Origin of the sequence: Psychrosphaera ytuae (genome assembly GCF_017638545.1) — a bacterium.
Taxonomy (GTDB): Bacteria; Pseudomonadota; Gammaproteobacteria; order Enterobacterales; family Alteromonadaceae; genus Psychrosphaera; species Psychrosphaera ytuae.
The window spans coordinates 530,339-557,193 of sequence record NZ_CP072110.1; the positions used below are offsets into that span (position 1 = coordinate 530,339).

The following is a 26,855-nucleotide window of genomic DNA, read 5'->3' on the forward strand; positions in this document are numbered from 1 at the left end:
TGACAGCCCTTCTTTATTTAATTTTATTATCGCAACGTATCAACAACGGCCAAAATTGCTGTCAATGCATCTGCGCCAAATTTAGCAGATCGAACGTCGTTCCATCCATAAATTTCGTCAGGCGCATCATTATGGTCTTTGAATGGCATTTCTACTGTATAAGACAAGCACTTGAACGCCTCTCCTACCCAAGCTGCGCCAACCGTTGGTAACGCTTGGCCAGGTTCGTCTTTTGGATAACCGTGGACGTCTTGAAACTCTGGAGTCGCTGCCGCATAAGCAGCTTTGAATGCCTCTTCTAGGTTTTTGTGGCGCTCGTCATAACTCACTATGCCTTCACATCCGGCAACAAAGTTGTAAGGAATGGCCTCATCACCGTGAATGTCCAAGAACATATCAACGCCCGTTTCTTTCATTTTTTGTGTTACGTAAAACACTTCTGGGCTTTTTTCTAAGCTTGGCTCTAACCATTCGCGGTTAAGGTTTGTACCGACTGCATTGGTGCGAAGGTGCCCACGCACTGAGCCATCTGGGTTCATGTTTGGTACAACATAAAACACTGCTTTTTCTAGCAATAAACGAGATGTTGCGTCATCGCCGTCAAACAAACGGTTTAACAGGCCTTCAACATACCACTCTGCCATGCTCTCGCCTGGGTGTTGACGGGCGGTGATCCAAATAGACTTTTTACCTTCTGAAGGTTGTCCGATTTGAAGTAGAGAGATATCTCGACCGTCAATGGTTTCGCCAAGCGTGATTAATTGGGTATCTGGGTTGAGTTGTGATTGATGGATTAGGTCCAAGTGACGTTCATATGAGTACGGAACAAAATACGCATAAAACACATTATCAAACTCAGGAATGTGGTTAATTACGAGTTCACCATTGGTATATTCTGTTGGTACTCTGAACCATGTTTCTCTATCGTAAGACGCCATCGCCTGATATTCGACCCACCCTTCAGGGTACGCCGCAGTCTTGGCATTGATGATTCGCATTGTGTGCTCTTCACCCGCTGTGGTTTCTAACTTAAAGTGAAACCATTGATAGAAATCAGACTGATTATCGACGTTGATCTTTAACTGGATATTCGTTTTTGAAGACAAGTCAACGACATCAATATTGCCGCTGTCAAAGTTGCTTGTGATTCTCATTGTATTCGGATCCATCTTATTATTTGTAGTGAGGTTATCACACAAAAAGGCGGACAAGCCACTTATTCTGTTGTTTGCTCGTGATCTTTGTTTACAAAGTAAGCGTTCGGGCTTTCATCCCAATTTCAGAGGAATATCCCATGGATTTAGCGTGAATTTGGCCATTTGCATCCAGCACATAATAAGTAGGAAATCCCTGAATTTTGTAATCAATTGCGGTACTGTCTTTACCTAAAAGTGTCGTAAAACTGAGTTGGTTATTTTGCATATAATCCGTAACCGACTCGACCGACTCATAATCCATTACAATACTCACCACGTTTACTTGATCAAAATTGTCTTGGTGGAAGGCTTGAAGATTAGGCATGGATACTTTACACACTGAGCACCAAGGCGCCCAAAAGAACAATACGGTCGGCTTGCCTTGGAAGTCTCTCGTCGTCATCAGCGTACCGGCGTTTTTCCCCGCGACGGACACCAAGCTAAAGTTGGGTGCATGACTGTCACTTTCTAGTAGGCTGAGTTCTCTAACCCAACTAATTAAGTGAAATAAGATAAAGAAAAATAAAACTTGAAGTGAAATGTTTTTGATCATGGTACCGCTCTATAAACTGCATCTATCTACAAGACAGACTTGCGGCACAAAATGTTTCATCGCTTTGCAACTTTATAAAACCAAACCAGACACAAAACGGCACTAATTACCGCTGGAATAAGGGTAAAGTGACCCCAAACGTGGTGTGTAGTAGTTGCTGGTAACAAACTTAATTGCACAATAACAGATGTACTAAAAACCGCACACAATATGATGGCTACTTCAATTGACAACTTTTTCATTGTGACTATCCAAAACAGCGTTTATAAGGAATTGCATCCGATATTATCAGGGAATCCCTTAAAAATTAAGCATCAAATTTCGGGGATTTACTTATAAGATTGATTTAATATTGAACAACTATTGTTACTTATTGAAATTAATTGTTTTTTCAAAAAATAATTAAATTTAAATTAAATTAAAAAAGTCTTCGTTTTTGGGTGGCCACTACCTAAACCCCGCAAGTCTTTGAATAGTGTCTATAATATGAAGCATGAAATTACTTGGAAAAGTGCACGTCTTTTCATGACTTTTAAACACATACTCAACGCATCCGTCGGCCTCGCATTAATCATAAGTACTGGAGCCTGCAGTATAGAGCCAGAATTCGACATTTCTGGCTTTGGTCAAGTTGTAGGTGGATATCTAAACACAGACAAAGCAACCTATCAGGGATATGACGATAGTTTTTCTATCGATCAGCAGTCAATTTTGGGTCTGCAAGCAGATGTTCAATTTAACAAGTATATTTCGGCTTCAGGACAAGCCGTCGCTTACGCATCAGATACGAAAACGTCAGGATTAGAATGGTTATTCGTTAACATCACCCCATCGCAACGTTGGCAAGTTCGTTTGGGGCGACACAAAACCCCGTTTTTTAATTACAGTGATAGTGTCGATGTTGGTTTTACCTATCCGTGGGTAAGCTTGCCTCAGCAGGTTTATAACTTTTATCTATTTAGTAGCTTCGAAGGGGCTTTTGTACGCTACGACATCCCCAACAAACAATACGCTCTCAACTTCGAAGCTTACTGGGGGGCGTTCGATGACGACTATTATATTGCAGAGACTAAAGTAGATGTCGAAGTTGACGACCTAGCTGGCCTAATCACTAACTTACAAGTTAATAATTTTACGTTTCGTTTGGCTTACCACCAAGGCAATGTAAATACCAAACTACCTAACTTACAAGCCTTTATAGACACACTGTATAATGTGGGTTTTACCAAAAGCGCAGACTCATTGACAGTAGATGGCCATCTAGATTTTATTCAAGCTAGTGTGAATTATGAAAACCCTTCTTATTTTTCTCGTGCAGAATGGACCAAAATAGTGCCGGACATTTTAGTCGTCCCAGAGATTCAAGCCTACTATCTGAGTGCGGGAATATACGACTACCCATTTACATACCACATTACATTTGCCAACAGTGATATGAAGTTTAGCGATCCAGTTCAGGAAATCCCAGTGGGGGTCAGTCCTGAATTAGACATGCTGGCTTTTGGGTATCAAACCGTGTTCAGAGCATTAGATAAAGATGAATTGAGCAGTTTTTCAATAGGGACACGTTGGGATTGGAAACCTAACATTGCCTTTAAAGCAGACTTAACATTTCTACGTGGAGAAGCAGACCAACGCAGTTTTTATCAAATAACTGACCCCTCTTTTGATCGACATTCTACTCTTTTTCAATTAGCCGTTAGTTGGGTGTTTTGATGAAGAAAGTGTATCTATTTTTATTTCTAATGATGGCACTCTCTCAAACTGTAAACGCAAGAGTGGGTGGAATCATTGTTGTCGCAAACACCAATAACACGCCAATGGTTTTAACCAAACAAGAAGTAAAAAACCTATTCATGGGTGGAGCGTTAGAAGTAGAGTTTCAACCAGTTGTATTACCAAATAATAGCCCGACTCGAGTTATATTTAACACTAAGGTTTTAGGACTAACCGAATCGAGAGTTCAGTCTTATTGGGCACAAATGCGTTTTACAGGTCGAAAAAAACCTCCTACTCAAGTAAGTAGCCAATTGGAGCTTATCGAATTCTTGATCGATACGCCCTATTCTATTGGATATCTCCCTAAAGATACCCCAATCCCAGATGGTTTAACTGTGGTTTATGTACCTCAATAAAAAGCCTAATTGATTTAGGCTTTTTGTTTAATGTTTACCGTATCAGCATCGCCTCTGCGAAGTTTTTGAATATCTTTGAGTGGAGTCGGCTTACTAAAATAATATCCTTGCAGTTGGTCGCACTCTTTATTGAACAAATAATCCTTTTGCTTTTCTGTTTCAACGCCTTCTGCACAAATGGTTAAATTGAGTTGTTTTGCCAATTGAATAATCGTTGTTGTGATTAATGTGCTGCGCTCATCAACTTCAAGCTCGTCAATAAACTGTTTATCGATTTTTAGTGTGTCTATTGGGATTTTTGTTAGATAACCCAACGAAGAGTAACCTGTGCCAAAGTCATCCAGCGCAATTGATGCCCCAATTTTACTTAGCTCTTGTAAAAACTTATCCGCTTCTTCAAAGTTTTCAAGGTATGAAGACTCTGTCACTTCAAACTCTGTATTTTTGGGATCAACACCATACATTTGATAGTTTCGTTCAATGTAGTTTAGTAATTCAATGCGTTTAATATCCGTGGCAGATAAATTAATTGAAACTTTGAGATGTGGTCCATGTATTTCTATCAAGCTTGATAAATCATCAAAAACTTTTTTGATCACCCACTCGGTAATAAAAACCACCCTGCCTGTCGCTTCAGCAATTGGGATAAATTCCGCTGGCGATACAAAGCCTAATTTACTTTCTATCCATCTGATTAGGGCCTCGTAGCCCACCACTTCACCATTAACGTTTACTTTGGGCTGGTAATACACCTGAAACTCATCATTTTGTAATCCAGGTAATATGGCACTGGCTATGGCTAGTTTGCGTTTATTATCTTCCATCATTTCTGGTAAGAATGAAGTATGGCAACCCTTACCAGCCTCTTTAGACCGATACATTGCAATATCTGCATTGGCCATAAATTCAGAGATTTTAAAGTTAGCCTGTCTTGCTTCTGCAATGCCAATACTTATCGAAACCTCGACTTCCCAAGCCCCTACTTTTACAGGTTCTTCAATACTGGTGACAATTCGATTAGCCACTTCTTGTAGCAACAAAAGATCTGGTGAGTTATGTAACAATAAAAGAAATTCATCACCACCTAACCGAGACAAAACATCACCGCGACGGATATGCGCTTTTATGCGTTTTGTTACCTGAATTAACAATTCATCGCCTACGTCGTGCCCAAAAGAGTCGTTTACCTCTTTAAAACCATCCAAGTCCATGTACATCAGCGCCAAGTTTTTACCTTCTCTTTGCGCTCGGTCTAATTCGATACGCAATGACTCCATAAAAAACTGCCTGTTTGGTAGCTCTGTTAAAGGGTCAAAGTTAGCCATTTTTTCCATTTGGCGTTGTTGTTCTTTTAGCCGCAGTGTAATTTCGTTATTTTTTTGGGTTTCTTCGTCAATCATGACCATCATGTCATTAAAATCGGCGCTAAGAAGCTGGACCTCTTCTTTACCTCCCACATCAAATCGAACACTGTAGTCCTTGTTGTCTTTTACGAAGTTTGCAAGGTCTGCTAAGCGTGTCAAAGGAATGAGTAATTCACTTTGTAGTTTAATTAAGAAATAAACCACCAAACAAAGTATGACGATGGCCAAAGGGCTTATATTTTTCAACAGGCTTAAATTGCTCTGCTGTAAAGGTGTTTGGGCATCTTTAATGATCAATAAGTAACCTAAAGGGTAACTGACCTCTCCAATTCGTTTTAAAGACAATAATTGACCAGAATCGGTATGGATGCCCATGGCGTAGTTTTGAATATTTTTAGGTAAATGGGTCAATGGTCGCGCTTTGTTTACCGCGTCAGATTTGCCAATATAAAACTGGGCTAACTGCCATTCATTGTTGTACACCGCGCCTATAATGACATTTTCGTATGTATCTAGTTTAAGTAGCTTTGTAATTAGCTCAATGTCGTTGTTACTTTCGGCCATAAAGGGGATCAAATCATTGGCCATATTTTCTGAAAGTGCTTCTAAGTCTTGAGTGACCGCCTCCTTATACAAGCGCTCATGCTCGTTGATAGATAACCAGAGAATGCTGATCGTCATCACAAGAAACAATGTCACAGTATAAGTCGTCAACGAACCCTTAATACTTTTTAACAACTTTGCACCCATTACCTTCGGTTTAACCTTATTAAAGATTAGTTGAATTTTAATGGTTTGAAACTTTTAAGACTTTAATCCATAAAAAAAGCCAGCATAAGCTGGCTTTCAAAAAATTAATTAGTTGTTAGGCTGGTAAAGTTGGGTATTCGATACCTGCCATCTCTTGCATAACTCGCACAACCTGACAGCTGTAGCCAAACTCGTTATCGTACCAAACGTATAAAACAACACGATTGTCATCTACAATCGTCGCTTGTGAATCAACAACACCAGCATAGCGGCTGCCCACTAAGTCTGTAGAAACGATTTCTGTTGAGCTAGTGAAGTCAACTTGATCTTTTAGGTCAGAATGCAACGCTACGTCCAATAAGTAGTCGTTTAACTCTTCACGACTTGTGCTGCTGTTTAGATTTAGGTTCATGATAGCCATAGATACATTAGGCGTTGGTACGCGAATCGCGTTACCTGTTAACTTGCCTTTTAGCTCAGGTAGTGCTTTAGCAACAGCTTTAGCCGCACCCGTTGAAGTAAGAACCATGTTCAATGCAGCCGAGCGACCACGGCGTTCTGCTTTGTGGAAGTTGTCGATCAGGTTCTGGTCGTTAGTGTAAGAGTGAACAGTTTCTACGTGACCATTAGCAATACCGAACTTGTCGTTAATTGCTTTCAGAACCGGTGTAATTGCATTGGTAGTACAGCTTGCTGCACACACAATGTTGTCTTCAGGGGTGATATCACCTTCGTTTACACCATAAACGATATTTTTGATATTGCCACCAGCTGGTGCAGTAAGAAGAACTTTAGAAGTGCCTTTAGACTTTAAGTGCAAACCTAGGCCGTCTTCGTCTTTCCAAATACCTGTGTTATCTACGATTAGCGCATTGTTAATACCATATTGCGTGTAATCGATGCTATCTGGAGAGTTTGCATAAATAACTTGAATGTAAGAACCGTTTGCCTTGATAACGTTAGTCTCGTTATCAACAGTGATGCTACCGTTGAAAGGACCGTGTACTGAATCACGTCTCAATAGGCTTGCGCGTTTTTCTAAATCACCATCTTTGCCACCACGAACAACAATAGCGCGCAAACGCAAGTTTGCATTAGGGCCATTGCGTTCGATTAATAAACGCGCCAATAAACGACCAATGCGACCAAAACCATAAAGAACAACATCTTGTGGCTCGCCACCTTGACCATTTAAGATCGTTGCTAATTCTTTTTCTAGGTATTCTTGTTTGCTTAGGCCTTCCCCTGCGTTTTTGTAGATGTAACCGTAAGCTAGTTTACCTAAATCTACTTTTGCAGGTTTTAATTCCATTGCTGCAATTAACTCAAGAAACTCAAAGCTTTCACGTAAACGAAGCTTTTGACCTTCGTATTTAGTAACCGTCTTGTGCGCTTTGATGATATCAATCGTAGAAGCAGAAATTAAAGGACGGCCATAAACGCAGATTTCGATGCCGTGGTTGCGGTACAAGCTACCTACGATAGGTTGCATTTTATCCGCATAGTCCTGTCTTTCTAACCAACTTTTTTGATATTGCTGTTCTGGAGTAAGTGTCATTACTTCTGCCCTTCCACATTGATTTAGTAACTGTGATCGAAACCCATGTCGATCGAAACAGCGGCATTGTAAACCAACACAATGAAAGTTTAAATGTAATATTACAAAAACACTTACAAATATTAGAAAGTCACCTGTACACAAGTTTTTACCTAATACTAATTTTTAGCTCTAAAGCCCGATAAAATTGGTAAAAACGAGGGTTGATAGTGAAAAATGAACGGTGAATTGCTTTTTTACAGCGGGACAAATGTCATCGATAGTGAATTAACACAATATCGCTTACCAGTTTTAGTGGGGCCGTCGTCAAATACATGCCCCAAGTGAGCATGACAATCTGAACAAACGATCTCGATGCGATGCATACCGTGGCTGTGATCTTCTAGATAACTAATACTGCCCTCTTTGCACTCATCAAATGATGGCCAACCACAATGTGACTCAAATTTCTGATCCGAAAAAAACAAATCAGCGCTACAACAAACGCAGATGTATTTTCCAGCGCGTGTTTCGTCTAGTAACTCTCCTGTAAAAGGCCTTTCAGTCCCTTTTTGCCTTGTAACGTAATATTGTTCTTCAGTGAGTTGCTCACGCCATTGTTGGTCGGTTTTATTTATTTTTGCCATTTTAATTCTCACAATGCTTTAATTTGGGGTTTTGTATGACTAACGGGCTTTCGTGTTTTACTAAAGCAAAGCCGCAGGTGTTGATTCATCATTACCGTAAAGCGTATCAAAGTTAGGGATGAAAGATTCCCAAACAGGAACCCGGTTTCCGATAACTTCCTTCATTGCTTCGATAAAAAGCCTGGTTTTTACTGGTGAATCTCGATGTGGATACACAGCGTATAACGCACCATAATCCATAATGTTAAGGTCCGTCATAATCGGGATGAGAGACCCTGTTAACACTTCATCTTTAAGCATAGCAGCAGAAATAACCGCGAAGACATTTCCAGACTCGGCCGCTCTGACCAACATTTCTGGATCGTTAACTTTATACGCCGGATTCAGAGGTAAAGATTTAATAATACCGTCATCATCTTTATAATTTACCGAATCAACAACAAGCCCTGAATTGCTATAAACAGCACATGGCAGGGTTTGTAGATCATTTATTGTGGTCGGCAATTTATAACGCTTAATAAAATCAGGCGAAGCAACAATTGCTAACCTATTTCTAGCTAATTTACGTGCAATCAAACTTGAGTCTTTTGGCTGACCAAAACGAAATCCAATGTCATAGCCCTCACCTACCATATCAACAATTCGGTCGTCTAACCGCAATTCGACTTCCAACTGCGGAAATCGTTTTTGAAACTCTATGATAGCGGGTTGCACATATATCCGACCAAAGTGAGTCGCACTAGTGATCTTAAGTTTGCCTTTGGGCTCTGAGTGATAATTATGGGCAAGGCGTTTAGTTTCATTTAACAAGCTTCTTAAAGCTCTAGCTTGGGTTATTATTTCGTTACCGGCTGCGGTCAATGACAAGGACCGCGTAGTTCTGTTAAGAACACGGACACCTAACTCGTCCTCGAGCTTTGCGATTTGTTTAGAGATCACAGACCGATCAACATTGCGATGCTCTGAAACCTTTGCAAAGGTACCAAACTCTTCCACTTCCAATAACAGTAACAATCGACTGGCTAGATCCATTTTATCTACTCACTAAATCTACTCATTGTTGCCATATGAGCATTAATAATATGCCAATTCGAGCATTTTTCTTTGTAAAAGACAAGATTATAGTTGCGCATAACATAGGAGAACCACATGAAAAAAATGTTTCAACTTGGTGTAGTGAGTCTAGCACTCGCGACCGTTATTGGCTGTTCTGAGTCTGGCGCACCGCAGCAGCAAGCGGCGAGCACACCACCGCCACCACCGATTGATGTTGCTAGCGTAAGTCCGATGGAGATTACTGATTGGTATACCTATACAAGTCGAATTCAGGCGCCTGAAGAAGTTCAATTAAAACCGCGTGTTTCTGGCATCATTGAATCGGTTAACTATCGCGAAGGTGACCTCGTTCAACAAGGCGAAGTCTTGTTTACCTTAGACCAACGCCCTTTTAATGCGGAAGTAAAGAGTCTTGAAGCACAGCTTGAACGAGCAAAAGCGGCCCTCAAACAAGCCGAATCCGAGTACCTTCGAGCAACCAAGTTAAACAAGACCAATGCGATATCAGCAGAAGAAACGGAAGCACGTCGTGCCAACTTTGATCAACGCCAAGCTGATGTTAGCGCGATCACTGCATCGTTAAACATTGCAAAACTCAATTTGGAGTTTTCATCTATTGAAGCACCTATTTCTGGTCGCGCCTCAATTGCGTTACATACCAAAGGTAATACAGTTAACGCCAATAGTACCGTCTTAACCTCTATTGTTTCGACCGATGCTATGTACGCGTACTTTGATATTGACGAAAGAACATGGAACAGCGAATTTAATGATCTACAAAGTGTCATCGGCTTACCAGTGAGACTTGAGTTGATAGGCAGTAAAGGTCAATCAAAGTTTGGTAAGTTAGACTTTGTTAACAACACCATAAACCCGAACACAGGTACATTAAAAGTCAGAGCCCGCTTCGACAATGCCGATCACAAGCTTATGCCAGGTGCATTTGCACGGGTGTCTATCGCCCCGACAGATTTTGAACAACACATTGTTGTTCCTGATCGCGCCATTGGTACAGATCTAAAAAACAAATTTATTCTGGTTGTAAACGAAGATAACTCTCTTGGTTACCGTCCTATCACCGTTGGTAAAAGACTGGGGGATTATCGAATTGTCGAGTCAGGTTTAAAAGCAGGTGAAACCATTGTGGTAAATGGCCCAGCCAAAGTCGGCCCAGGTATGACGATCACACCTCGCTCAGTGTCACTTCAGCTACCAGAAAACCTACTTGTGAGTGAATTCAAAAAACACATGACAAATGAACACACGGTAATGGGTTCGAAGTAATATGAAATTTTCTCATTTTTTTATTAACCGTCCAATATTCGCTGTGATGCTGTCGATGGTGATACTTATTGCCGGGGCAATATCACTGACTCAGTTGCCAGTTAGTGAATACCCGGAAGTCGTTCCACCTACTGTCGTTGTTAATGCAAGCTACCCTGGAGCAAATCCAAAAGTAATCGCTGAAACCGTAGCAACACCACTAGAACAAGAAATTAATGGTGTAGAAAACATGTTGTATATGTTTTCTCAAGCAACCAGTGATGGTCGATTAACCTTAACGGTAACCTTTGCCCTTGGAACTGACCTTGACCGAGCACAAGTCCAAGTTCAAAACCGAGTAAACAGCGCAGTGCCGCGCCTACCTCAAGAAGTACAGCGATTGGGTGTAGTAGCAGAAAAGTCCTCACCGGACTTAGCCTTAGTTGTTCACTTGTTTTCGCCAGAAAAGACCCATGACATTAGCTACCTATCAAATTACGCAGACATTTACGTTAAAGACCAATTAGCGAGGTTGGGTTCTGTAGGTGACGTGCGAGTGTTCGGTGGTGGTCAATACGCGCTTCGGGTGTGGTTAAATCCGGAGCAACTGGCTGAGAAAAAGCTCACAGCCTCCGATGTCGTAAATGCGATTCGTAGCCAAAACCGTCAAGTAGCAGCAGGCTCTTTGGGCTCACAACCAACGGAGTTAGAGAATCAATTTCAGATATTATTAAACGTCAAAGGCCGATTAGACAACATCGAAGAGTTTAATGACATAGTTATTCGCGTTGGTGAAAACGGTGAAATTACGCGTCTAAAAGACATAGGTCGAATTGAGCTAGGACAAAACACCTACTCTCTCAGAGCTATGTTGGACGGCCAACCTGCGGTCGCAATCCCGATCTTCCAACGTCCGGGTTCCAATGCGATAGAGCTTTCTGATGACGTTCGTTCGGTGATGGCTGAAGCTTCTAAAGCATTTCCTGCCGGCGTCGAATACGACATAGTATACGACCCAACGATCTTCGTCCGTGGCTCTATTGATGCCGTTATCAAAACATTACTCGAAGCTGTTTTGTTAGTTGTCATCGTCGTTATTTTATTCTTACAAACTTGGCGCGCCTCGATTATTCCTTTGATCGCCGTACCTGTGTCACTTGTTGGTACCTTTGCAGCGATGCAATGGTTAGGTGTATCAATTAATACGTTATCGTTATTCGGATTAGTATTGGCCATTGGTATTGTCGTTGACGATGCTATTGTTGTCGTAGAAAACGTCGAACGAAACATTGAAGAAGGTCTTACTCCATACGAAGCGACAAAACAAGCAATGACAGAAGTTACGGGTCCTATTATTGCCATTGCGTTAGTCTTGTGTGCCGTGTTTATCCCCACCGCATTTATTACGGGCCTATCTGGTCAATTTTACAAACAATTCGCATTGACCATTACTATTTCGACATTGATATCTGCTGTCAATTCATTAACTTTGTCACCCGCACTTTCGGCAATTCTGTTAAAACCTCATGGGGCCAAACCAGACATGCCAACCCGAGTTTTAGATAAGGTCTTTGGCGGTTGGTTATTCAAACCATTCAATCGCATGTTTGACAAAGCGTCTAATGCTTATGTGGGCCTTGTTAAACGTTTGATCCGAATCTCCGGCATTGTTTTTGTCATCTACCTTGGCCTGTTGTTGCTTACATCAAAAATGTTTGATGCAATTCCTGGTGGATTTATTCCTCAGCAAGACAAGCAATATTTAGTCGCAATAGCGCAACTGCCAGATGCAGCGAGCTTAGATCGGACCGAAGCGGTAGTAAAAGAAATGGAGCAAATTGCGTTAGCAACACCTGGTGTTAAACACACAGTTTCGTTTCCAGGGCTTTCCGTTAATGGTTTTTCGAATAGCCCTAATAGCGGTATTGTCTTTGTTACTTTGGATGATTTTGAAAATCGTACTGCCCCAAATTTGTCAGCGATGGCGATTGCAGGTCAACTTAACGGCGCGTTTTACGGTATTGATGAGGCATTTGTCGCCGTATTCCCACCGCCGCCCATTCAAGGATTGGGCACAACAGGTGGCTTTAAAGTGCAGATAGAAGACCGCGCTAACCTTGGCTTTGAAGCTTTGTTTAACAACCTTCAAGCTGTGATTGGCAATGCTTATAAAGAGCCTGAGTTAACGGGTTTGTACTCTAGTTTCCGTATCCAAGTTCCGCAAATGGACATTGAGATCGACCGCGAACAAGCGTTAGTTCAGGGTATACCGCTCAGTGAAGTGTTTGATGCGCTACAAATTTATTTAGGGTCAGTGTACGTTAATGACTTTAACTTATTTGGTCGTACCTATCAGGTAACAGCACAAGCAGACGCTGAGTATCGCCTCGATCCAGAGCAAATTTTACAATACAAGATCCGTAACCGTCAGGGCCAAATGGTGCCATTAGGCAGTATTCTTACCGTAACGCCAACGACGGGTCCCGACCGCGTTATGCACTATAACGGCTATCCGTCAGCTGAGTTAAATGGCTCGCCTGCACCAGGTTATTCTTCGGATCAGGCGCAAAAAGCCATTGAGCGCGTCCTTGCTAGTACCTTAGACGAAGGTATGGAGTACGAATGGACAGAAGTGACCTACCAACAAATCCTAGCCGGTAATACGATGGTCTATGTATTCCCTCTTGTGGTGTTACTTGTTTTCATGGTGCTTGCATCACAATACGAGAGCTTACGTCTACCTTTGGCAATCATTTTAATCGTGCCTATGACAATTTTAAGTGCCCTTGTAGGTGTATGGCTGGTCGGTGGTGACAATAATATCTTCACCCAGATTGCGCTGATTGTTTTGGTTGCTCTGGCCTGTAAAAACGCGATTTTAATGGTCGAATTTGCCAAAGAAAAAACCGATGCGGGTCTAACCACATTGGACGCGATCATTGAAGCTTGCCGCCTTCGATTACGACCAATATTAATGACCTCTATCGCCTTTACCGCGGGCGTCGTACCTCTGGTTTTAGCTACGGGTGCCGGCGCTGAAATGCGCGAGACTATGGGTATAGCCGTATTCTCAGGAATGATTGGCGTTACAATATTTGGCTTGTTGTTTACCCCTGTTTTTTATATGTTGGTCGCCAATAAAAATAATAAAAAACAGGTTGTACAGGAGTAGTCCATGACAATTCCATTAAAGATGAAGGCAATTGCCCTACCTTCTCCATCAGGTGACTTCACGTTAATTGAGGTGACTGTCGATGTACCACAACGTGTGGCAGGACAGCATTTGATTAAAGTTGAAGCAGTGGGCCTCAACCCTGTTGACGCTAAATTAGCGAGATCAGGCGTCGAAGGTTGGCAATATCCGCATATAATGGGATTTGATGCTGTGGGAACCGTTGTTGAGTGTGACGACGGTAACCCGCTTGGACCTGGTAAGCGTGTAATGATCCACGCAAGCCTGACTTCACAAGGTGTGCTTTCGGAGTACATTTCAGTACCTTCGCACGCTTTAATTGAGATACCAGATTCAGTCAGCAATAGCACCGCAGCGACTGTCCCGTGCGCCGGTCTGACCGCTTACTTAAGTATTGAACGTCTTGATCTTAAAGAAGACCAAACACTACTTATTGAAGGTGGTTCTGGCTCTGTCGGTCAATTTGCGATTCAAATGGCACATTACCTTGGCTATCGCGTGATCACCACGGCAAGCCCTGACAAGTTTGCGTATTTGCGAAGCCTAGGCGCTGAACACGTGATTGACTACAAAGCGCAAGATATTGTCGAGCAAATTATGGCCATCACCATGGATCGCGGAGTTGATGCTGTGCTAGATACGATTGGCGGCGAGGTAACATCAAGATGTGTAAAAGTATTGAAGTTTGCTGGTTCCATTGCATGCTTAGTTGAATATCAGCCTATTGATTATAAGTTGTTGTTTAAAAAAGCCCCTCAATTGATTTCGATTTCGCTTGGTGGGGCTTGGCTGAGCAACGATATGTGCGCGCAATTAAAGATGGCTTTTATTGGCAATAAAATGATGAATTGTATCGGTAAGGGCGACTTTAAAGTACCTAAAGTACTACCCGTCCCTTTCGAAGCCGATGCCATTTCAGACGCATTACAAAGACAGTTTGATGGCCATGTGTTTGGTAAACAAGTGGTTATGTTGAAACAGTCATAACCTTAATACCTAATAAAAAAACAAAAGGTGGCAATCGCCACCTTTTTTAACACCACGTTTATTAACTCAACGTTATTTCACTTTAACGACAGGACGACCTGGTTTACTCCACTCTACGTGGTACATTTTGCCATCATTTTTATCGGCACGAGCAAAGGTATGCGCACCAAAAAAGTCGCGTTGGCCTTGCAGTAAATTAGCCGGTAATACTGCACTTCGGTACGAATCGTAATATGCCAAAGCCGAAGAAAATGCGCCAACTGGTATACCAATCAATGACGAATTAGCGATAGTACGGCGCCAATTGTTTTGGTACTTAGCAATTTGACCTGCAAAAAACGGATCGATTAATAAATTAGCCAGCTCTTCATCGCGCTCATACGCATCAGCAATCGATTGAAGGAATACCGCTCGGATAATACAACCCGCGCGCCAAATCTTTGCAATACCTGCAAAATCAAGTACCCAACCATGTTCTTTTGCAGCCATACTCATTAATTGAAAACCCTGTGCATACGCACAAATTTTCGAGCAATATAGGGCATCGTGTAGTTGTTCTATGACTTCTTCTTTGGATAAACCAAGATCTTTTAGCTCAGGTCCCGCTAATACTTTGGAGGCCGCGACGCGGTTGTCTTTTTGAGTCGATAAGGCACGAGCGTATACGGCAGATGTAATCGTTGGCGATGGAGCGCCTACTTGTAAACTGCTAACCGCCGTCCACAAACCTGTGCCCTTTTGGCCCGCTTTATCAAGAATTATGTCGACCAGAGGCTGGTTTGTCTCTTCATCGATGTGCTCCAAAACTTCAGCACTTATCTCAATTAGATAACTGTTTAGTTCACCCTCATTCCACTTACGGAATATCGCTGCGATTTCTTTTGGCTCCATTTTCAAGCCAGTGCGCATGATATTGTATGCTTCACAAATCAATTGCATGTCCGCGTATTCGATACCGTTATGGACCATTTTTACGTAATGACCAGAACCTGTTTCACCGATGTAAGTCGCACACGGTTCGCCTTCAGTAACTGGGTTACCTGGTTCGTGACGTTCAATAGGTTTACCCGTGTCAGGGTCTACTTTAGCAGCAATGGCTTTAAAAATAGGTTCGATACGAGTCCATGCGTAACGATCGCCACTTGGCATTAATGACGCACCAAAACGTGCACCAACTTCACCACCAGACACAGCCGTAGAAAAGAACAAGAAACGCCCTTCATAACGAGCTTCACGCTCTACTGTGTCAGTCCATAAACTGTTTCCGGTATCAACAATAATATCGTCAGCTTGAATACCAGCATCCATTAGCTTGTGACAAACATCATCAACAGGTGCGCCAGCAGGAACAGAAAGAATAATTAAGTGGGGAGAGGTAAGTTTAGAGAGAAGTTCAGTGTAAGAGGTGCAAGGGAAAATTCGTTGGGGTCCGTCGTTTCGTTCGAGCTCGTCTTGCTCGATGGCGGCTTCTACTTTTTCAGTATCTAAATCAAAAGCAGCGATTTTATATCCATTATCCGCTAAGTTTAGGGCCAAATTTTTACCCATAACTCCCAAACCGATAAACCCAATATCACACAACGTTGTCTTGTCAGTCATATAAACTTCTCTTTTTAGAGTGAGCGTTTTACAAATTTTGGCGGATTATACAGAACCACTCGCCAACTTTATACTATAAGAATCAAATAAATGTTGGCCCGCGCTTTTACTTTGTAATCCGACATTTAGTGCAGAGACAACTTCCAAAGACTAATACTCTGTGGCTGTTGAATGTAAGTTGGCTCTGAATAAATCATTTCTTCAAATTGCCCTTCGACTTTTGTATCAAGTAATCTAACCCGACTTGAAGAAGTTGGTAAGACATACTGATGTGGACATTCAGATGCGTTAAGAATAAATAACAATTGGTACTCTCTGTCTTCATCTGCCACTAATAGACCTAGACATTGATTATCTGGGTCTTGCCAGTCGTCAACACTTTTTTCTTCTCCGTCTGGTCGAAGCCAAGCAACGTGGTGATGACGAGTATGATGTTCAAATCCATCATCGTGTAAAATACAATGCTGTAACACAGGGTGCGCTTTTCTGATCTCAATGAGCTTTTTAACAAATCGACTAAGTTGCACCTGCTCAGGCTCTAATTGCCAGTTTACCCAACTGACCTCATTGTCCTGACAGTAAGCATTGTTGTTACCCTGTTGCGTACGACCAAATTCGTCACCTGCCAACAAATGTGGAATGCCTTGCGACAAAAATAAGGTCGCCAGCATGTTACGCTTTTGTCGTTCTCTGATTTTTGTAATGTTCGGATCAGATGTAGGCCCCTCAACGCCATAATTGCGAGAATAATTTGCGCCGTGGCCGTCTCTGTTGTCCTCTAGGTTTGCTAAATTGTGTCTTTGCTCGTAACTGACCAAATCATGCAATGTATATCCATCGTGATACGCAACATAGTTAACAGAAGATATTTGACTGCGGCGGCCTTTTTTAAAGATATCTCTTGAGCCCAAAATCCGACTTGCCAACTCAGGAACTAAAGCGCGATCACCTCGCCAAAACTTTCTCACGCTGTCGCGATAGCGGTCATTACATTCAACCCAATTAGGCGGAAAGTTACCCAGTTGATATCCTTCAGGCCCAATATCCCAAGGTTCTGCAATTAGCTTGGCTTGACTGATAACAGGATCTTGAGCCATTGCCCTCAGCAAGGTCGCACGATGGTTGAACCGTTCGCCATTACGTCCTAGCGTTGCCGCTAAATCAAAACGGAAACCGTCGACCTGCATTTCTTCTAGCCAATACCGCAACGAGTCCATGATCACCCTTAAACCGAAGTCGCTATCGGCATTAACCGTGTTGCCACAACCTGTGTAGTTGGCATACTCAAAGCTATAATCATCAGCGCCGCGTACATAAAACTCAGCTTCGACGAGACCTTTATAACTGAGTACAGGCCCGTCTTTACCGCCTTCAGCGGTATGATTGTAAACAACATCTAAAATGACTTCGATGCCCGCTTTGTGTAGTTCTCTCACCATAGTTTTAAACTCAAAAACTGCGTCTTTGATGGCATACCTTGAGTCTGGTGCAAAAAAGCTGATCGGGTTGTAACCCCAGTAATTGACCAAACCTAGTTCTTGTAAACGTGGTTCTGACATAAAACTAAAAACAGGCATGAGTTGAACTGAAGTTACGCCCAAACTTTTTAGGTAATCAATACTAATAGGCTCAGCAAGACCTAGGTACGTGCCGCGTAGCTCTGCAGGTAGCTGCGACTGTAACTGAGTAAAGCCTTTTACGTGCGTCTCATAGAGGATAGTTTCTGACTTGGCAATAGTTGGTTTGGTGGCCCCTTGCCAATCAAACGAAGCTTCGTTTAACTTTGCTTTTGGTAAAAAAAACGGACTGTCGTCTTTGTATTTCACCGGATCCCAGATCAGACTGCGGTTTAAGTTTTTGGCATATGGGTCGAGCAACAACTTGTCGTTAATTACCGCACCTCGAAGTGGATCTTTTTGAATGGCTTGTATCGCATATAACCAAGTTGACTCAATGTTTGCCAGTCGAGCGTGGAAGACTTTTCCGGTCCGGTGTGAAATTTCAACTTTGTCGACGTATTCTTCGGTATCTGGCAAAAAGAAATGAACAAAAACCGTTTCTGCATCAGGAGCAACGATTGCAAAATTTAGAGTCTGCTCATCTAGTGACCAACGCATACCAAGTGGTTGTGCATCTCCGGCGTCTACTACCTCTGGTTTTAAAAGGTCTTGTTTCATTACGTCGATTCTATTTTATGCTGGTGAAGTTTGTGATTTAGGCACTAGCATCACAACGGCTAATGGTGGTAAGTCCATCACAATACTGTGTTTTTGGCCCTGCCATTCAATGTTTTCGGTTTTAAATATACGGTTTTTCAGATAACCACTACCGCCAAATTCGGCATCATCAGAATTACACAAAATCTCATAATCTTCATGAATACCTGCCCCTAGGCGATATCCATCGCGCGGAACGGGCGTGAAATTTGCCACAACTAATACTTCTTCACCATGTGCATCTCGACGGACAAATGCCAACACACTTTGTTCAGAGTCACTGTGATCCAACCACTCGAATCCACGTTTGTCATGGTCTAATTGATACAAAGCCCGGTTAGACTTGTAAATGTGGTTAAGAGACTTATACCAATGTTGAATACCTTGGTTTTTGGGGTTATCTAAGGCAAACCAAGATAATTCGGTGTTGTGATTCCATTCTTCCCATTGACCAAATTCACTGCCCATAAAATTGAGTTTTTTACCTGGATGACTGAACATGTAACCTGCATATGCTCTTTGGTTAGCTGCTTGTTGCCATTCATCTCCCGGCATTTTACGTAACATGGAACCCTTGCCATGTACCACTTCATCGTGGGATATCGGCAAAACAAAATGCTCATCGTAGTTATAGACCATTGAGAACGTTATGTCGTTATGGTGGTATTTTCGATACATAGGGTCTTTGCTGATAAATACCAAAGAATCGTGCATCCAGCCCATGTTCCACTTGTAATCGAAACCTAAACCACCATCAAACGTCGGTTTAGACACACCAGGAAACGAAGTGGATTCTTCGGCTATGGTTAAACCATTTGGAAAGTGTTGATGAACTGCTTCGTTCATCCACTTTAGTAAACTGATCGCCTCATAATTGTGGTTACCCCCATCAACATTAGGGATCCACTCACCTTCATTCCTGGAATAGTCCAAATACAACATCGACGCCACCGCATCGACTCGAATACCATCGACATGAAATTTATCAAACCAATACAAAGCACTCGCGACCAAAAACTGGCGAACCGTGTCTTTGCCAAAGTCATAAATGCAAGAGTTCCAATCGGGATGCCAGCCCTTTCGCGGATCTTCATATTCATAAACATGAGTACCGTCAAATCGCGCCAAGCCATGAGCGTCTTCCGGAAAGTGGGCAGGAACCCAATCCACAATAATACCAATCTCTGCTTGGTGACACGCATCGACAAACGCCTTGAAGTCATCGGGATTACCAAATCGAGAAGTAGGCGCAAACATGCCTGTGGGTTGATAACCCCATGAACCAGTAAATGGGTGTTCAGACACAGGTAATACTTCAATGTGGGTATAACCCATCTCTTTAACGTAAGGAATGAGTTGTTCTATTAATTCTTCATAGCTAAGAGGGACCATTTCGCCGTGTTCGGTTTGTTTCATTCGCCACGAACCCAAATGGACCTCATAAATATTCATTGGTTGCTGATGTGTATCAGCTTGCTTTTGTTGATGCCAGTCTTGGTCTTGCCATTTATAAACATTGTGGTCATAAACTACTGACGCAAACGAGGGGTACTGATCGTGATAAAACCCAATTGGGTCGGCTTTGTGAGGCAAGACTTGGCCGTATTGGTCTTTTAACTCAAATTTGTATTTGGCGCCTGCAATTATGTTTGGTACCACAAGAACAAAATGACCACAGTCTGTTTTTTCCATTGGTAACCGACGGCCATCCCAATGATTAAACTCACCAATAAGGCTGCAAGATGAAGCATTTGGTGCAAACACTGCAAACCGAGTCGCGGCCGTCCCGTCCGCTAGCTCAATGAGTTGTGCGCCCAATTGACGGTAGGTGTTTCTTGGGTCGGAATGAACGTGGTGCACCGCATAAAAGGCCTCAGACTTATACTGATATGGGTCTGTTATTACGCTGACACCATCATGTGATTGAATACGAAGCCGATACGGAAACGCTTTTTTCCGACGCGGTAAAACAACCTCGAACAGCCCCGAATCGGTTTTCATCTCAAGTTCTGCAATGACTCTATTTCGCTTTGACTCCAGCAACTCAACTTTTACCGCATCTGGTTGCCATACTCTCAAAACAAAACCTTTACCATCTGGGTTTTCAAATAACCCAAGCTCCGCAAATGGCTTGGTTAACGTTGCCTGAGAGAGTTGAGTGGCTAGTTGATGATGAGAGAGCATGGTGCCGGGCTTCCTTGTTATATCACTAATGACTTGGATAGTTAAAACAGAAAACAGCACCCTAAGGTGCTGCTCATTTTATTATAGATTAGGCTGATTTACGTGCTTGTGTTAAATCATGCGTTAATTTATTGATTTCAGGTTTTTCGAAGATGTCCTCCAAATCCACTGACAATTTACGTCGCCAGTTAGGGTATTCTTCGCTCGTGCCTGGAATATTTACAGGCATATCCATTTGTAACCAATCTTCGATTTGCAAACTTAACAACGCCGAAGAACCTTTGGCCATGTGGATTTGCATACCGTAATTTAAGTCCTGAGTCATACCAACAAAATTTGCATCTCGACCAATGTGTTCGGGAATACTATTGTGGCCGTGTAAGCTATCTAGGATAGCTTGTTTCGACTTAACACGATCGGCATACAATGACTGCATAAGCTCTTCACCCTGATACAAACCAATTTCTTGACCTAATTCAAGATCTTTACAATGCCAGTAACCAATTAAGGTCGGCATATCATGGGTTGTCAACGTTGCCATTGCTTGCTCTTTGTAGTGCATAGGCGAGTAATAGCCACCATCTTCCGCTTGCTCAAAGAAGAACACTTTGTACGAGTGGATGCCATTTTCTTGCAATTTACCAACGATATCGTCAGGCACAGTACCTAAGTCTTCACCAATAATCGAACACTCATTCAAGTGGCTTTCAAGTGCCAAAATAGCAAGTAAATCATCAACTGGGTAATAAACATAAGTGCCCGCTTTAGCGGACTCACCTTTTGGTACCCACCACAAACGAAGTAATGCCATCACATGGTCAATGCGCAATGCTCCGCATGCGTGCATGTTAGAACGGAACAAATCGATGATAGGCTGGTAACCTTGTTGGTAAAGTTTTACTGGGTCCATCGGTGGCAACCCCCAGTTTTGACCAAGCGGACCTAACACATCAGGTGGCGCGCCCACTGACGCATCGGTGCAATATAAGTCTTTGTTTGCCCAGATTTCAGTACTGCCTTCACTGACGCCTACTGCAAGGTCACGATAAGTGCCCATAGCCATACCTTTTGCTTGGCTAACTTCGTTGGCTTTTTCCAACTGGGTTAACGCCACAAATTGTAGATATGCATAAAAGTCTACTAACTCGGCATTGTCTTTAACAAATTGGCGCACCGCCTCTGAGTTGAAGTCTTTAAACTCGTCAGGCCACACCGGCCACCCCCAGTTATCACCAATATAGCGACCTTCCGATTTGAACTTGTCCTGAATCGCGTCAAAGGCAGCCAGTTGAGCTAGGCTGTCTCCGCCTTCTTCTTTGAACGCTTCAAACGCTTTGGCAAGCTCTGTTTGATTCGCGATTTCTTCACGAGCAAAGTACTCATATAGCGGTTTGAGAGCACGTAATTTAAGGTCCATTACTGAGCCGTAATCTATGTGATCCGTTTCTCTCGCTGCAGTAAGTTGGGCTTGGAAATCATCTGAGTTGAATAGTTCTTGAGTAGCCTTATCAACACCAAAGCCAAGTACACTCTCTACATCGATATAAATCACGTTTAACCAACGACGAGAAGACGGACTGTAAGGACTACAGGCATCGCCATTGTTTGGATAAAGAGCATGGATAGGGTTTAGGCCAACAAAATCTGCACCGCGATCTGCTACTTTTTCTATCAAGGTAGCTAAGTCTGAAAAATCGCCTACGCCCCAGTTAGTCTTACTGCGAACACAATAAAGCTGAACGCTTGGGCCCCATAGCTTTTGGCCAGCAATAATTTCTTTTTGTTTAAAACAAGATTGGGGCGCAACGATCAAACGACCTTCGCCCAATGGTTCTTCTTGCCCTTCTTCTACAAGTGAAAGCTCGTAATAACCCATCTCTAAGTCAAAACTAACATCCAATGCGTATTGTTGAATTTCAATATCATTAACTTCAACACTGGCAATTAATTCGTGATCGATAGGCGTGACGTTTAATTTTTGAATTACCGTACCTTGCTGCTTAACAACTAACGTTAACTCGTCATTTACAAAGTCGATAGGCAATTTAATCAAAAGTGGTTTAGCCTCACCAATTCGAACAATATTTGCTGGTTCAATGACGGTTAACCACGCTGCGTTTGACTCTTCATTTACTTTTTCAATGAGAGCCGCCTCGTCGGTAACGGGATAACCCATCGCCGCTAAAATCTTTTCTTTAGACGCTTGGTCTATAATTGCTTGGTTGCCCCAAGCGTCAGTGTATTGAGACTCAATACCGCGTGCTTGAACTAACTGTTCGATTAGCGATTCGTTCATGATTATTCCTATGCATGGAAAATAAGGGCTAAGATTCGATAATTAATCAGAATTTATGGCCGCTAACTATAAAGGCCTTTGCTTTATTTTGACTACTACATACGTTTGCAAAAAGTGCTTTATATAGAAATGACATCATATTGTCACGCTAAACCCCTTTACTTCATAGGAAAATAAATGTAATTTTATTACACTTTTGAAATATCCATTCACTTAAATAGGATTTGATATGACTATTCGTGTTGCAATTAACGGTTTTGGCCGCATCGGCCGTAATATTCTTAGAGCTTTGTATGAATCAGAAAAGCAGTATGATTTAAAAATCGTAGCAATCAATGATTTAGGTGATGCTAGCATCAATGCCCACTTATTAAAGTACGATACCGCCCATGGCCGTTTTGCGGCTTCAGTTGAACACACTGACGACTCAATCACGGTAAACGGTGACGTAATCAAGGTTACTTCAGAGCGCAACCCTGCTGACTTACCTTGGGCAGAAATGAATATTGATATCGTTTTCGAATGTACGGGTATCTTTGCAACTAAAGAAGCGGCAAGTGCGCATATTGAAGCCGGTGCCAAAAAAGTAATCATCTCAGCGCCTGGTAAAAACGTAGATGCAACGGTTGTATATGGTGTTAACCACGACGAGATCACTCCTGACATGACTGTGATTTCTAACGCTTCGTGCACCACAAACTGCTTAGCGCCAATGGCCAAGGTATTAAACGACAAGATTGGTATCGAGTCTGGTTTAATGAACACCATTCACGCTTACACTAACGATCAGCGTTTAAGTGACGTATACCACACGGACCTGCGCCGAGCTCGTGCAGCAGCTATGTCTATGATCCCAACTAAGACGGGTGCAGCAGCAGCGGTTGGTCTCGTAGTTCCTGAATTAGCCGGTAAAGTGGATGGTCTTGCAGTTCGTGTTCCAACAATAAACGTTTCTTTAGTTGATTTAACGTTCATTGCTAAGCGTGATACAACGGTAGAAGAAGTTAACCAAGTGATTCGCGACGCGGTTGCTCAAGGCGGGCCATTAGCCGAAGTATTGGCAGTTAACGATGAGCCACTGGTATCTATCGACTTTAATCACAACGCCTATTCTTCAAACTTTGACGCGACTGAAACACGCGTAACAGGTCGACTTGTTAAAGTAATGAGCTGGTACGATAACGAATGGGGTTTCTCTAACCGTATGTTAGACAACGCAGTTTTATTAATGAAAGGTTAATAAAATAAGCGGCAAAGTACGCTATATTATAAGAGGTGAGCATAGCGCTCACCTTTTTTTATGGGTAAAAACTGAACTGCTCGTTTTATTTTTTACCGGCCCAGCTTTTATTTGAGATGTGTTGCGACAATGAGAACTAAGTACCTAAAAACCCTGAATAAAAATGGACAATTGTTTTATCAATTAGAACACCCAAAGTTTCATGCTGAGATCAGTCAGTTCGGTGGCCAATTGATATCTTTTAAAGATGAATCAGGGGTGGAATGGATCTGGCTCTCCTCCTCCGCCAAACTTGACGGTTCAGCACCTATACGAGGTGGTGCACCTATTTGCTGGCCTTGGTTTGGTCCCGCACAAGACAATAGCTTACCTCAACATGGCTATGCACGTCGTTTACCGTGGCAGTTATTAGATTGTGAAGGTGATGACGAGCGAGTGCGGATCAGGTTTAGTTGTCAATTGGACCAAGCACCTATTGATCTAAGTAATTTATCTCTGATTATCGAATACGTTTTGGGCGATGACATAACTATTAATTTACACACAGAAAACCTGACCGAAAAAACCTTAAATTTAAGTCAGGCCATTCATACCTATTTTAATATCAGTGATATCTATCAGTGCAAACTTATTGGCTTTGAACAAATTAACTACGAGGACAAACTAGCAAGTAAAAGCGGCGTTCATAAACACCCCTTAAGTATTTCATACCCAGTCGATCGAGTTTACCTCGACGCTATCGAGAAGATCGAAATTTGTACAGATGAGTCTCATTTTGTTGTTTCAGGGTCAGGTTACGACTCTGTCGTTCTTTGGAACCCATGGAAGGAAGGTGCTGAAGCTATGGGTGACTTTGACAATGATGGCTTTGCCCATATGATTTGTGTCGAAATGGCCAACACCCAAGGCCTACAAGTAGGCTCTCACGACTCCCACACCCTTACTCAACAAATAAAGCGCATCTAAATAAAAAGCCAGACTAATTAGTCTGGCTGATACAACATTTTTATAAGCTTATCCAGCTACAGCCGCTGCGGCTAGCTTAGTTATTTCGTCCCACTTACGCTCTTTAACTAACGCATCTGGACATAACCAAGAACCACCACAACACATCACGTTGTTTAATGCCAAATAATCTTGATAATTACCTGGGTTAATACCACCGGTTGGACAAAACTTAACCTCTGGGAAAGGCCCACCGATTGATTTCAACGATGGTACTCCACCTGACGCTTCAGCTGGGAAAAACTTAAAGTGACTATAGCCCTTATCCAATCCCACCATTAATTCTGAAATTGATGAGATACCCGGAATCAAGGCAATTGTTCCTTGATTACCAGCATCTAATAAGTCTGGTGTTAAACCGGGACTAATCGCAAACTTGGCACCCGCTTCAGTAACTTGCTTGAGTTGTTGTGCGTTGGTTACTGTACCAGCGCCAATAAGTGCATCTGGAACATGTGTTGCAATTTCACGAATAACATCAATGGCCGCAGGCGTTCTCAAAGTAACTTCTAATACTTTAATTCCACCTGCCATTAATGCCTTTGCAATAGGCACCGCATCTTCAACATTTTCAATAACTAACACAGGTACTACCGGTCCAGCGGCGAATACTTCAGAGGAGTCAATTAACCAATTACGCTCTGCCATACTAATTCCTTAATTCATTCAACTGTTTAGTTACAGTTCTTGTTTTAAATACGCCGCACAACCAATTAAGCCTGGTTGAGCTTCTGTTACAACATACACAGGGATCGCTGAGACAAACGGCTGAAAACGCCCTTTTGCCTCAAACTTAGTTCTAAAATCGCTGTTTTTAAGATATTCGATAAATCGAGGGACAATACCGCCCGCTATATAAACACCACCAAACGTCGCCATCGTTAAGGCAAGGTTGCCACCAAAGGTGCCTAAAATTCGGCAAAATACCGCTAGAGTTTTTTCAGCCATAGGATCTGTACCGTCAATAGCGTGGTTGCTAATATCTGCTGGCTGGTAATTCTTTTCTTCAACATTGTGAATTGCGCATAAAGACTGATAAATCTGCACTAGACCTAAGCCAGATAACAATTGCTCGGCTGAGACCGTTGGGTACTTTTTCTTAAGTTGCTTAAGTATTGCAATTTGCTCATCGTCTGTGGGAGTGAAGTCAACATGACCGCCTTCACCACCAAGTGGTACCCATTTACCTGCCACATTTACTAAATGTGCAACACCTAATCCTGTTCCTGCACCATATATTGCAATAGGTTTGTTAGCTTGTGGCTCTGTACCACCAATTTGTTCTTTTGCCTCATTAGGTAACTGCGGTACTGACATCGCGATTGCAGTAAAATCATTGATAACAATTAATTTTTCAAAACCAAATTGTGCAGCTAGCTTTTCTTGTGAAAAACACCAGTGATTGTTGGTTAAGTCAACCTTATCACCCAACACCGGGCAGGCTACATCGATACATGCATAATGCACGTCAAAGTCTAAGAAAGATAAGTATTGTTTTATCGCATCATCGATATTATCAAAGTCCGCACAACGATAGGTCTGGACGCGATCAATATTTAGTGTTGCCAAATCTGCGATGGCTAATCGAATGTTAGTGCCGCCAATATCTGCGACTAAAGCTTGCAATGACATTT

The 26,855-nt window shown here is 42.3% G+C and carries 20 protein-coding genes; 7 read left to right on the forward strand and 13 right to left on the reverse strand.

Features of this window, described 5'->3' with window-relative positions; translation table 11 throughout:
* Window positions 1-26 precede the first annotated feature (26 nt).
* The 3 genes from J1N51_RS02445 to J1N51_RS02455 all read right to left on the reverse strand — a co-directional run bounded on the left by J1N51_RS02445 (window position 27) and on the right by J1N51_RS02455 (window position 1,991).
* A complete protein-coding gene (locus tag J1N51_RS02445) occupies window positions 27-1,154 on the reverse strand; it encodes a M14 family metallopeptidase (RefSeq protein WP_208832421.1) in 1,128 nt (375 codons plus the stop codon).
* Window positions 1,155-1,245: 91 nt separating this feature from the next.
* Entirely contained in the window at window positions 1,246-1,749 is a 504-nt protein-coding gene (locus tag J1N51_RS02450) for a TlpA family protein disulfide reductase (RefSeq protein ID WP_208832422.1), read from the reverse strand.
* Between the two features lie 56 nt (window positions 1,750-1,805).
* Entirely contained in the window at window positions 1,806-1,991 is a 186-nt protein-coding gene (locus J1N51_RS02455; protein WP_208832423.1) for a hypothetical protein, read from the reverse strand.
* Between the two features lie 244 nt (window positions 1,992-2,235).
* On the opposite strand from J1N51_RS02455, the gene J1N51_RS02460 reads away from it, so the two are divergent.
* Together J1N51_RS02460 and J1N51_RS02465 are read left to right on the forward strand one after the other, a co-directional pair.
* Entirely contained in the window at window positions 2,236-3,465 is a 1,230-nt protein-coding gene (locus J1N51_RS02460) for a hypothetical protein (protein ID WP_208832424.1), read from the forward strand.
* Window positions 3,465-3,884, forward strand: coding sequence for a hypothetical protein (locus J1N51_RS02465; RefSeq protein ID WP_208832425.1), 420 nt, complete (start codon window positions 3,465-3,467; stop codon window positions 3,882-3,884). Before J1N51_RS02460 ends, J1N51_RS02465 begins: the two co-directional genes overlap by 1 nt.
* 14 nt (window positions 3,885-3,898) lie before the next feature.
* On the opposite strand, the gene J1N51_RS02470 is transcribed toward J1N51_RS02465, so the two are convergent.
* The 4 genes from J1N51_RS02470 to J1N51_RS02485 all read right to left on the reverse strand — a co-directional run bounded on the left by J1N51_RS02470 (window position 3,899) and on the right by J1N51_RS02485 (window position 9,214).
* On the reverse strand, window positions 3,899-5,947 hold the full coding sequence (locus tag J1N51_RS02470) for a bifunctional diguanylate cyclase/phosphodiesterase (RefSeq protein WP_232842841.1): 2,049 nt from the start codon (window positions 5,945-5,947) through the stop codon (window positions 3,899-3,901).
* Window positions 5,948-6,113: 166 nt separating this feature from the next.
* Window positions 6,114-7,556, reverse strand: a complete 1,443-nt coding sequence (locus J1N51_RS02475) for a glyceraldehyde-3-phosphate dehydrogenase (protein ID WP_208832427.1) — start codon at window positions 7,554-7,556, stop codon at window positions 6,114-6,116.
* Window positions 7,557-7,792: 236 nt separating this feature from the next.
* Entirely contained in the window at window positions 7,793-8,182 is a 390-nt protein-coding gene (gene msrB, locus J1N51_RS02480; RefSeq protein WP_208832428.1) for a peptide-methionine (R)-S-oxide reductase MsrB, read from the reverse strand.
* A gap of 60 nt (window positions 8,183-8,242) precedes the next feature.
* Entirely contained in the window at window positions 8,243-9,214 is a 972-nt protein-coding gene (locus tag J1N51_RS02485) for a LysR family transcriptional regulator (protein WP_208832429.1), read from the reverse strand.
* 117 nt (window positions 9,215-9,331) lie between these two features.
* Between J1N51_RS02485 and J1N51_RS02490 the strand changes: the two genes are divergently transcribed.
* From J1N51_RS02490 to J1N51_RS02500, 3 genes are read left to right on the forward strand one after another with little or no spacing between them, the layout of a single operon-like run.
* On the forward strand, window positions 9,332-10,522 hold the full coding sequence (locus J1N51_RS02490) for an efflux RND transporter periplasmic adaptor subunit (protein WP_208832430.1): 1,191 nt from the start codon (window positions 9,332-9,334) through the stop codon (window positions 10,520-10,522).
* A gap of 1 nt (window position 10,523) precedes the next feature.
* On the forward strand, window positions 10,524-13,673 hold the full coding sequence (locus J1N51_RS02495) for an efflux RND transporter permease subunit (RefSeq protein ID WP_208832431.1): 3,150 nt from the start codon (window positions 10,524-10,526) through the stop codon (window positions 13,671-13,673).
* A 3-nt stretch (window positions 13,674-13,676) separates the two neighbouring features.
* Window positions 13,677-14,681 carry a zinc-binding dehydrogenase gene (locus J1N51_RS02500; protein ID WP_208832432.1) on the forward strand — a complete coding sequence of 335 codons (1,005 nt, stop codon included), beginning with the start codon at window positions 13,677-13,679 and terminating at the stop codon, window positions 14,679-14,681.
* A 72-nt stretch (window positions 14,682-14,753) separates the two neighbouring features.
* Here the strand turns inward: J1N51_RS02500 and gndA are convergent, their stop codons facing one another.
* From gndA to malQ, 4 genes are all read right to left on the reverse strand, one after another.
* Window positions 14,754-16,280: an NADP-dependent phosphogluconate dehydrogenase gene (gndA, locus tag J1N51_RS02505; protein ID WP_208832433.1), complete on the reverse strand. Its 1,527-nt coding sequence runs from the start codon at window positions 16,278-16,280 to the stop codon at window positions 14,754-14,756.
* A gap of 125 nt (window positions 16,281-16,405) precedes the next feature.
* Window positions 16,406-18,457 carry a glycogen debranching protein GlgX gene (gene glgX, locus J1N51_RS02510; RefSeq protein WP_208832434.1) on the reverse strand — a complete coding sequence of 684 codons (2,052 nt, stop codon included), beginning with the start codon at window positions 18,455-18,457 and terminating at the stop codon, window positions 16,406-16,408.
* Between the two features lie 15 nt (window positions 18,458-18,472).
* The gene (glgB, locus tag J1N51_RS02515; RefSeq protein ID WP_208832435.1) at window positions 18,473-20,680 is read right to left on the reverse strand and encodes a 1,4-alpha-glucan branching protein GlgB; all 2,208 of its coding nucleotides are present in this window, start codon (window positions 20,678-20,680) and stop codon (window positions 18,473-18,475) included.
* Window positions 20,681-20,768: 88 nt separating this feature from the next.
* Window positions 20,769-22,976 (reverse strand): 4-alpha-glucanotransferase, encoded by a 2,208-nt coding sequence (gene malQ, locus J1N51_RS02520; protein WP_208832436.1) that lies wholly within the window; start codon window positions 22,974-22,976, stop codon window positions 20,769-20,771.
* A 229-nt stretch (window positions 22,977-23,205) separates the two neighbouring features.
* On the opposite strand from malQ, the gene gap reads away from it, so the two are divergent.
* Window positions 23,206-24,216: a type I glyceraldehyde-3-phosphate dehydrogenase gene (gene gap / locus J1N51_RS02525; protein WP_208832437.1), complete on the forward strand. Its 1,011-nt coding sequence runs from the start codon at window positions 23,206-23,208 to the stop codon at window positions 24,214-24,216.
* 129 nt (window positions 24,217-24,345) lie between these two features.
* On the forward strand, window positions 24,346-25,182 hold the full coding sequence (locus J1N51_RS02530) for a D-hexose-6-phosphate mutarotase (RefSeq protein ID WP_208832438.1): 837 nt from the start codon (window positions 24,346-24,348) through the stop codon (window positions 25,180-25,182).
* Window positions 25,183-25,230: 48 nt separating this feature from the next.
* On the opposite strand, the gene J1N51_RS02535 is transcribed toward J1N51_RS02530, so the two are convergent.
* Window positions 25,231-25,869, reverse strand: coding sequence for a bifunctional 4-hydroxy-2-oxoglutarate aldolase/2-dehydro-3-deoxy-phosphogluconate aldolase (locus J1N51_RS02535; RefSeq protein WP_208832439.1), 639 nt, complete (start codon window positions 25,867-25,869; stop codon window positions 25,231-25,233).
* Window positions 25,870-25,899: 30 nt separating this feature from the next.
* On the reverse strand, window positions 25,900-26,853 hold the full coding sequence (locus J1N51_RS02540; RefSeq protein ID WP_208832440.1) for a glucokinase: 954 nt from the start codon (window positions 26,851-26,853) through the stop codon (window positions 25,900-25,902).
* Between the last annotated feature and the right edge of the window lie 2 nt (window positions 26,854-26,855).

Coding starts and splice junctions, on each gene's coding strand:
- J1N51_RS02460 (WP_208832424.1), top strand. CDS start 2,236: ATGAAGCATGAAATTACTTGGAAAAGTGCACGTCTTTTCATGACTTTT.
- J1N51_RS02540 (WP_208832440.1), bottom strand. CDS start 26,853: ATGTCATTGCAAGCTTTAGTCGCAGATATTGGCGGCACTAACATTCGA.
- glgB (WP_208832435.1), bottom strand. CDS start 20,680: ATGCTCTCTCATCATCAACTAGCCACTCAACTCTCTCAGGCAACGTTA.
- J1N51_RS02475 (WP_208832427.1), bottom strand. CDS start 7,556: ATGACACTTACTCCAGAACAGCAATATCAAAAAAGTTGGTTAGAAAGA.
- J1N51_RS02530 (WP_208832438.1), top strand. CDS start 24,346: ATGAGAACTAAGTACCTAAAAACCCTGAATAAAAATGGACAATTGTTT.
- J1N51_RS02495 (WP_208832431.1), top strand. CDS start 10,524: ATGAAATTTTCTCATTTTTTTATTAACCGTCCAATATTCGCTGTGATG.
- J1N51_RS02455 (WP_208832423.1), bottom strand. CDS start 1,991: ATGAAAAAGTTGTCAATTGAAGTAGCCATCATATTGTGTGCGGTTTTT.
- gndA (WP_208832433.1), bottom strand. CDS start 16,280: ATGACTGACAAGACAACGTTGTGTGATATTGGGTTTATCGGTTTGGGA.
- J1N51_RS02535 (WP_208832439.1), bottom strand. CDS start 25,869: ATGGCAGAGCGTAATTGGTTAATTGACTCCTCTGAAGTATTCGCCGCT.
- J1N51_RS02490 (WP_208832430.1), top strand. CDS start 9,332: ATGAAAAAAATGTTTCAACTTGGTGTAGTGAGTCTAGCACTCGCGACC.
- J1N51_RS02465 (WP_208832425.1), top strand. CDS start 3,465: ATGAAGAAAGTGTATCTATTTTTATTTCTAATGATGGCACTCTCTCAA.
- J1N51_RS02450 (WP_208832422.1), bottom strand. CDS start 1,749: ATGATCAAAAACATTTCACTTCAAGTTTTATTTTTCTTTATCTTATTT.
- J1N51_RS02445 (WP_208832421.1), bottom strand. CDS start 1,154: ATGAGAATCACAAGCAACTTTGACAGCGGCAATATTGATGTCGTTGAC.
- malQ (WP_208832436.1), bottom strand. CDS start 22,976: ATGAACGAATCGCTAATCGAACAGTTAGTTCAAGCACGCGGTATTGAG.
- msrB (WP_208832428.1), bottom strand. CDS start 8,182: ATGGCAAAAATAAATAAAACCGACCAACAATGGCGTGAGCAACTCACT.
- J1N51_RS02485 (WP_208832429.1), bottom strand. CDS start 9,214: ATGGATCTAGCCAGTCGATTGTTACTGTTATTGGAAGTGGAAGAGTTT.
- gap (WP_208832437.1), top strand. CDS start 23,206: ATGACTATTCGTGTTGCAATTAACGGTTTTGGCCGCATCGGCCGTAAT.
- glgX (WP_208832434.1), bottom strand. CDS start 18,457: ATGAAACAAGACCTTTTAAAACCAGAGGTAGTAGACGCCGGAGATGCA.
- J1N51_RS02500 (WP_208832432.1), top strand. CDS start 13,677: ATGACAATTCCATTAAAGATGAAGGCAATTGCCCTACCTTCTCCATCA.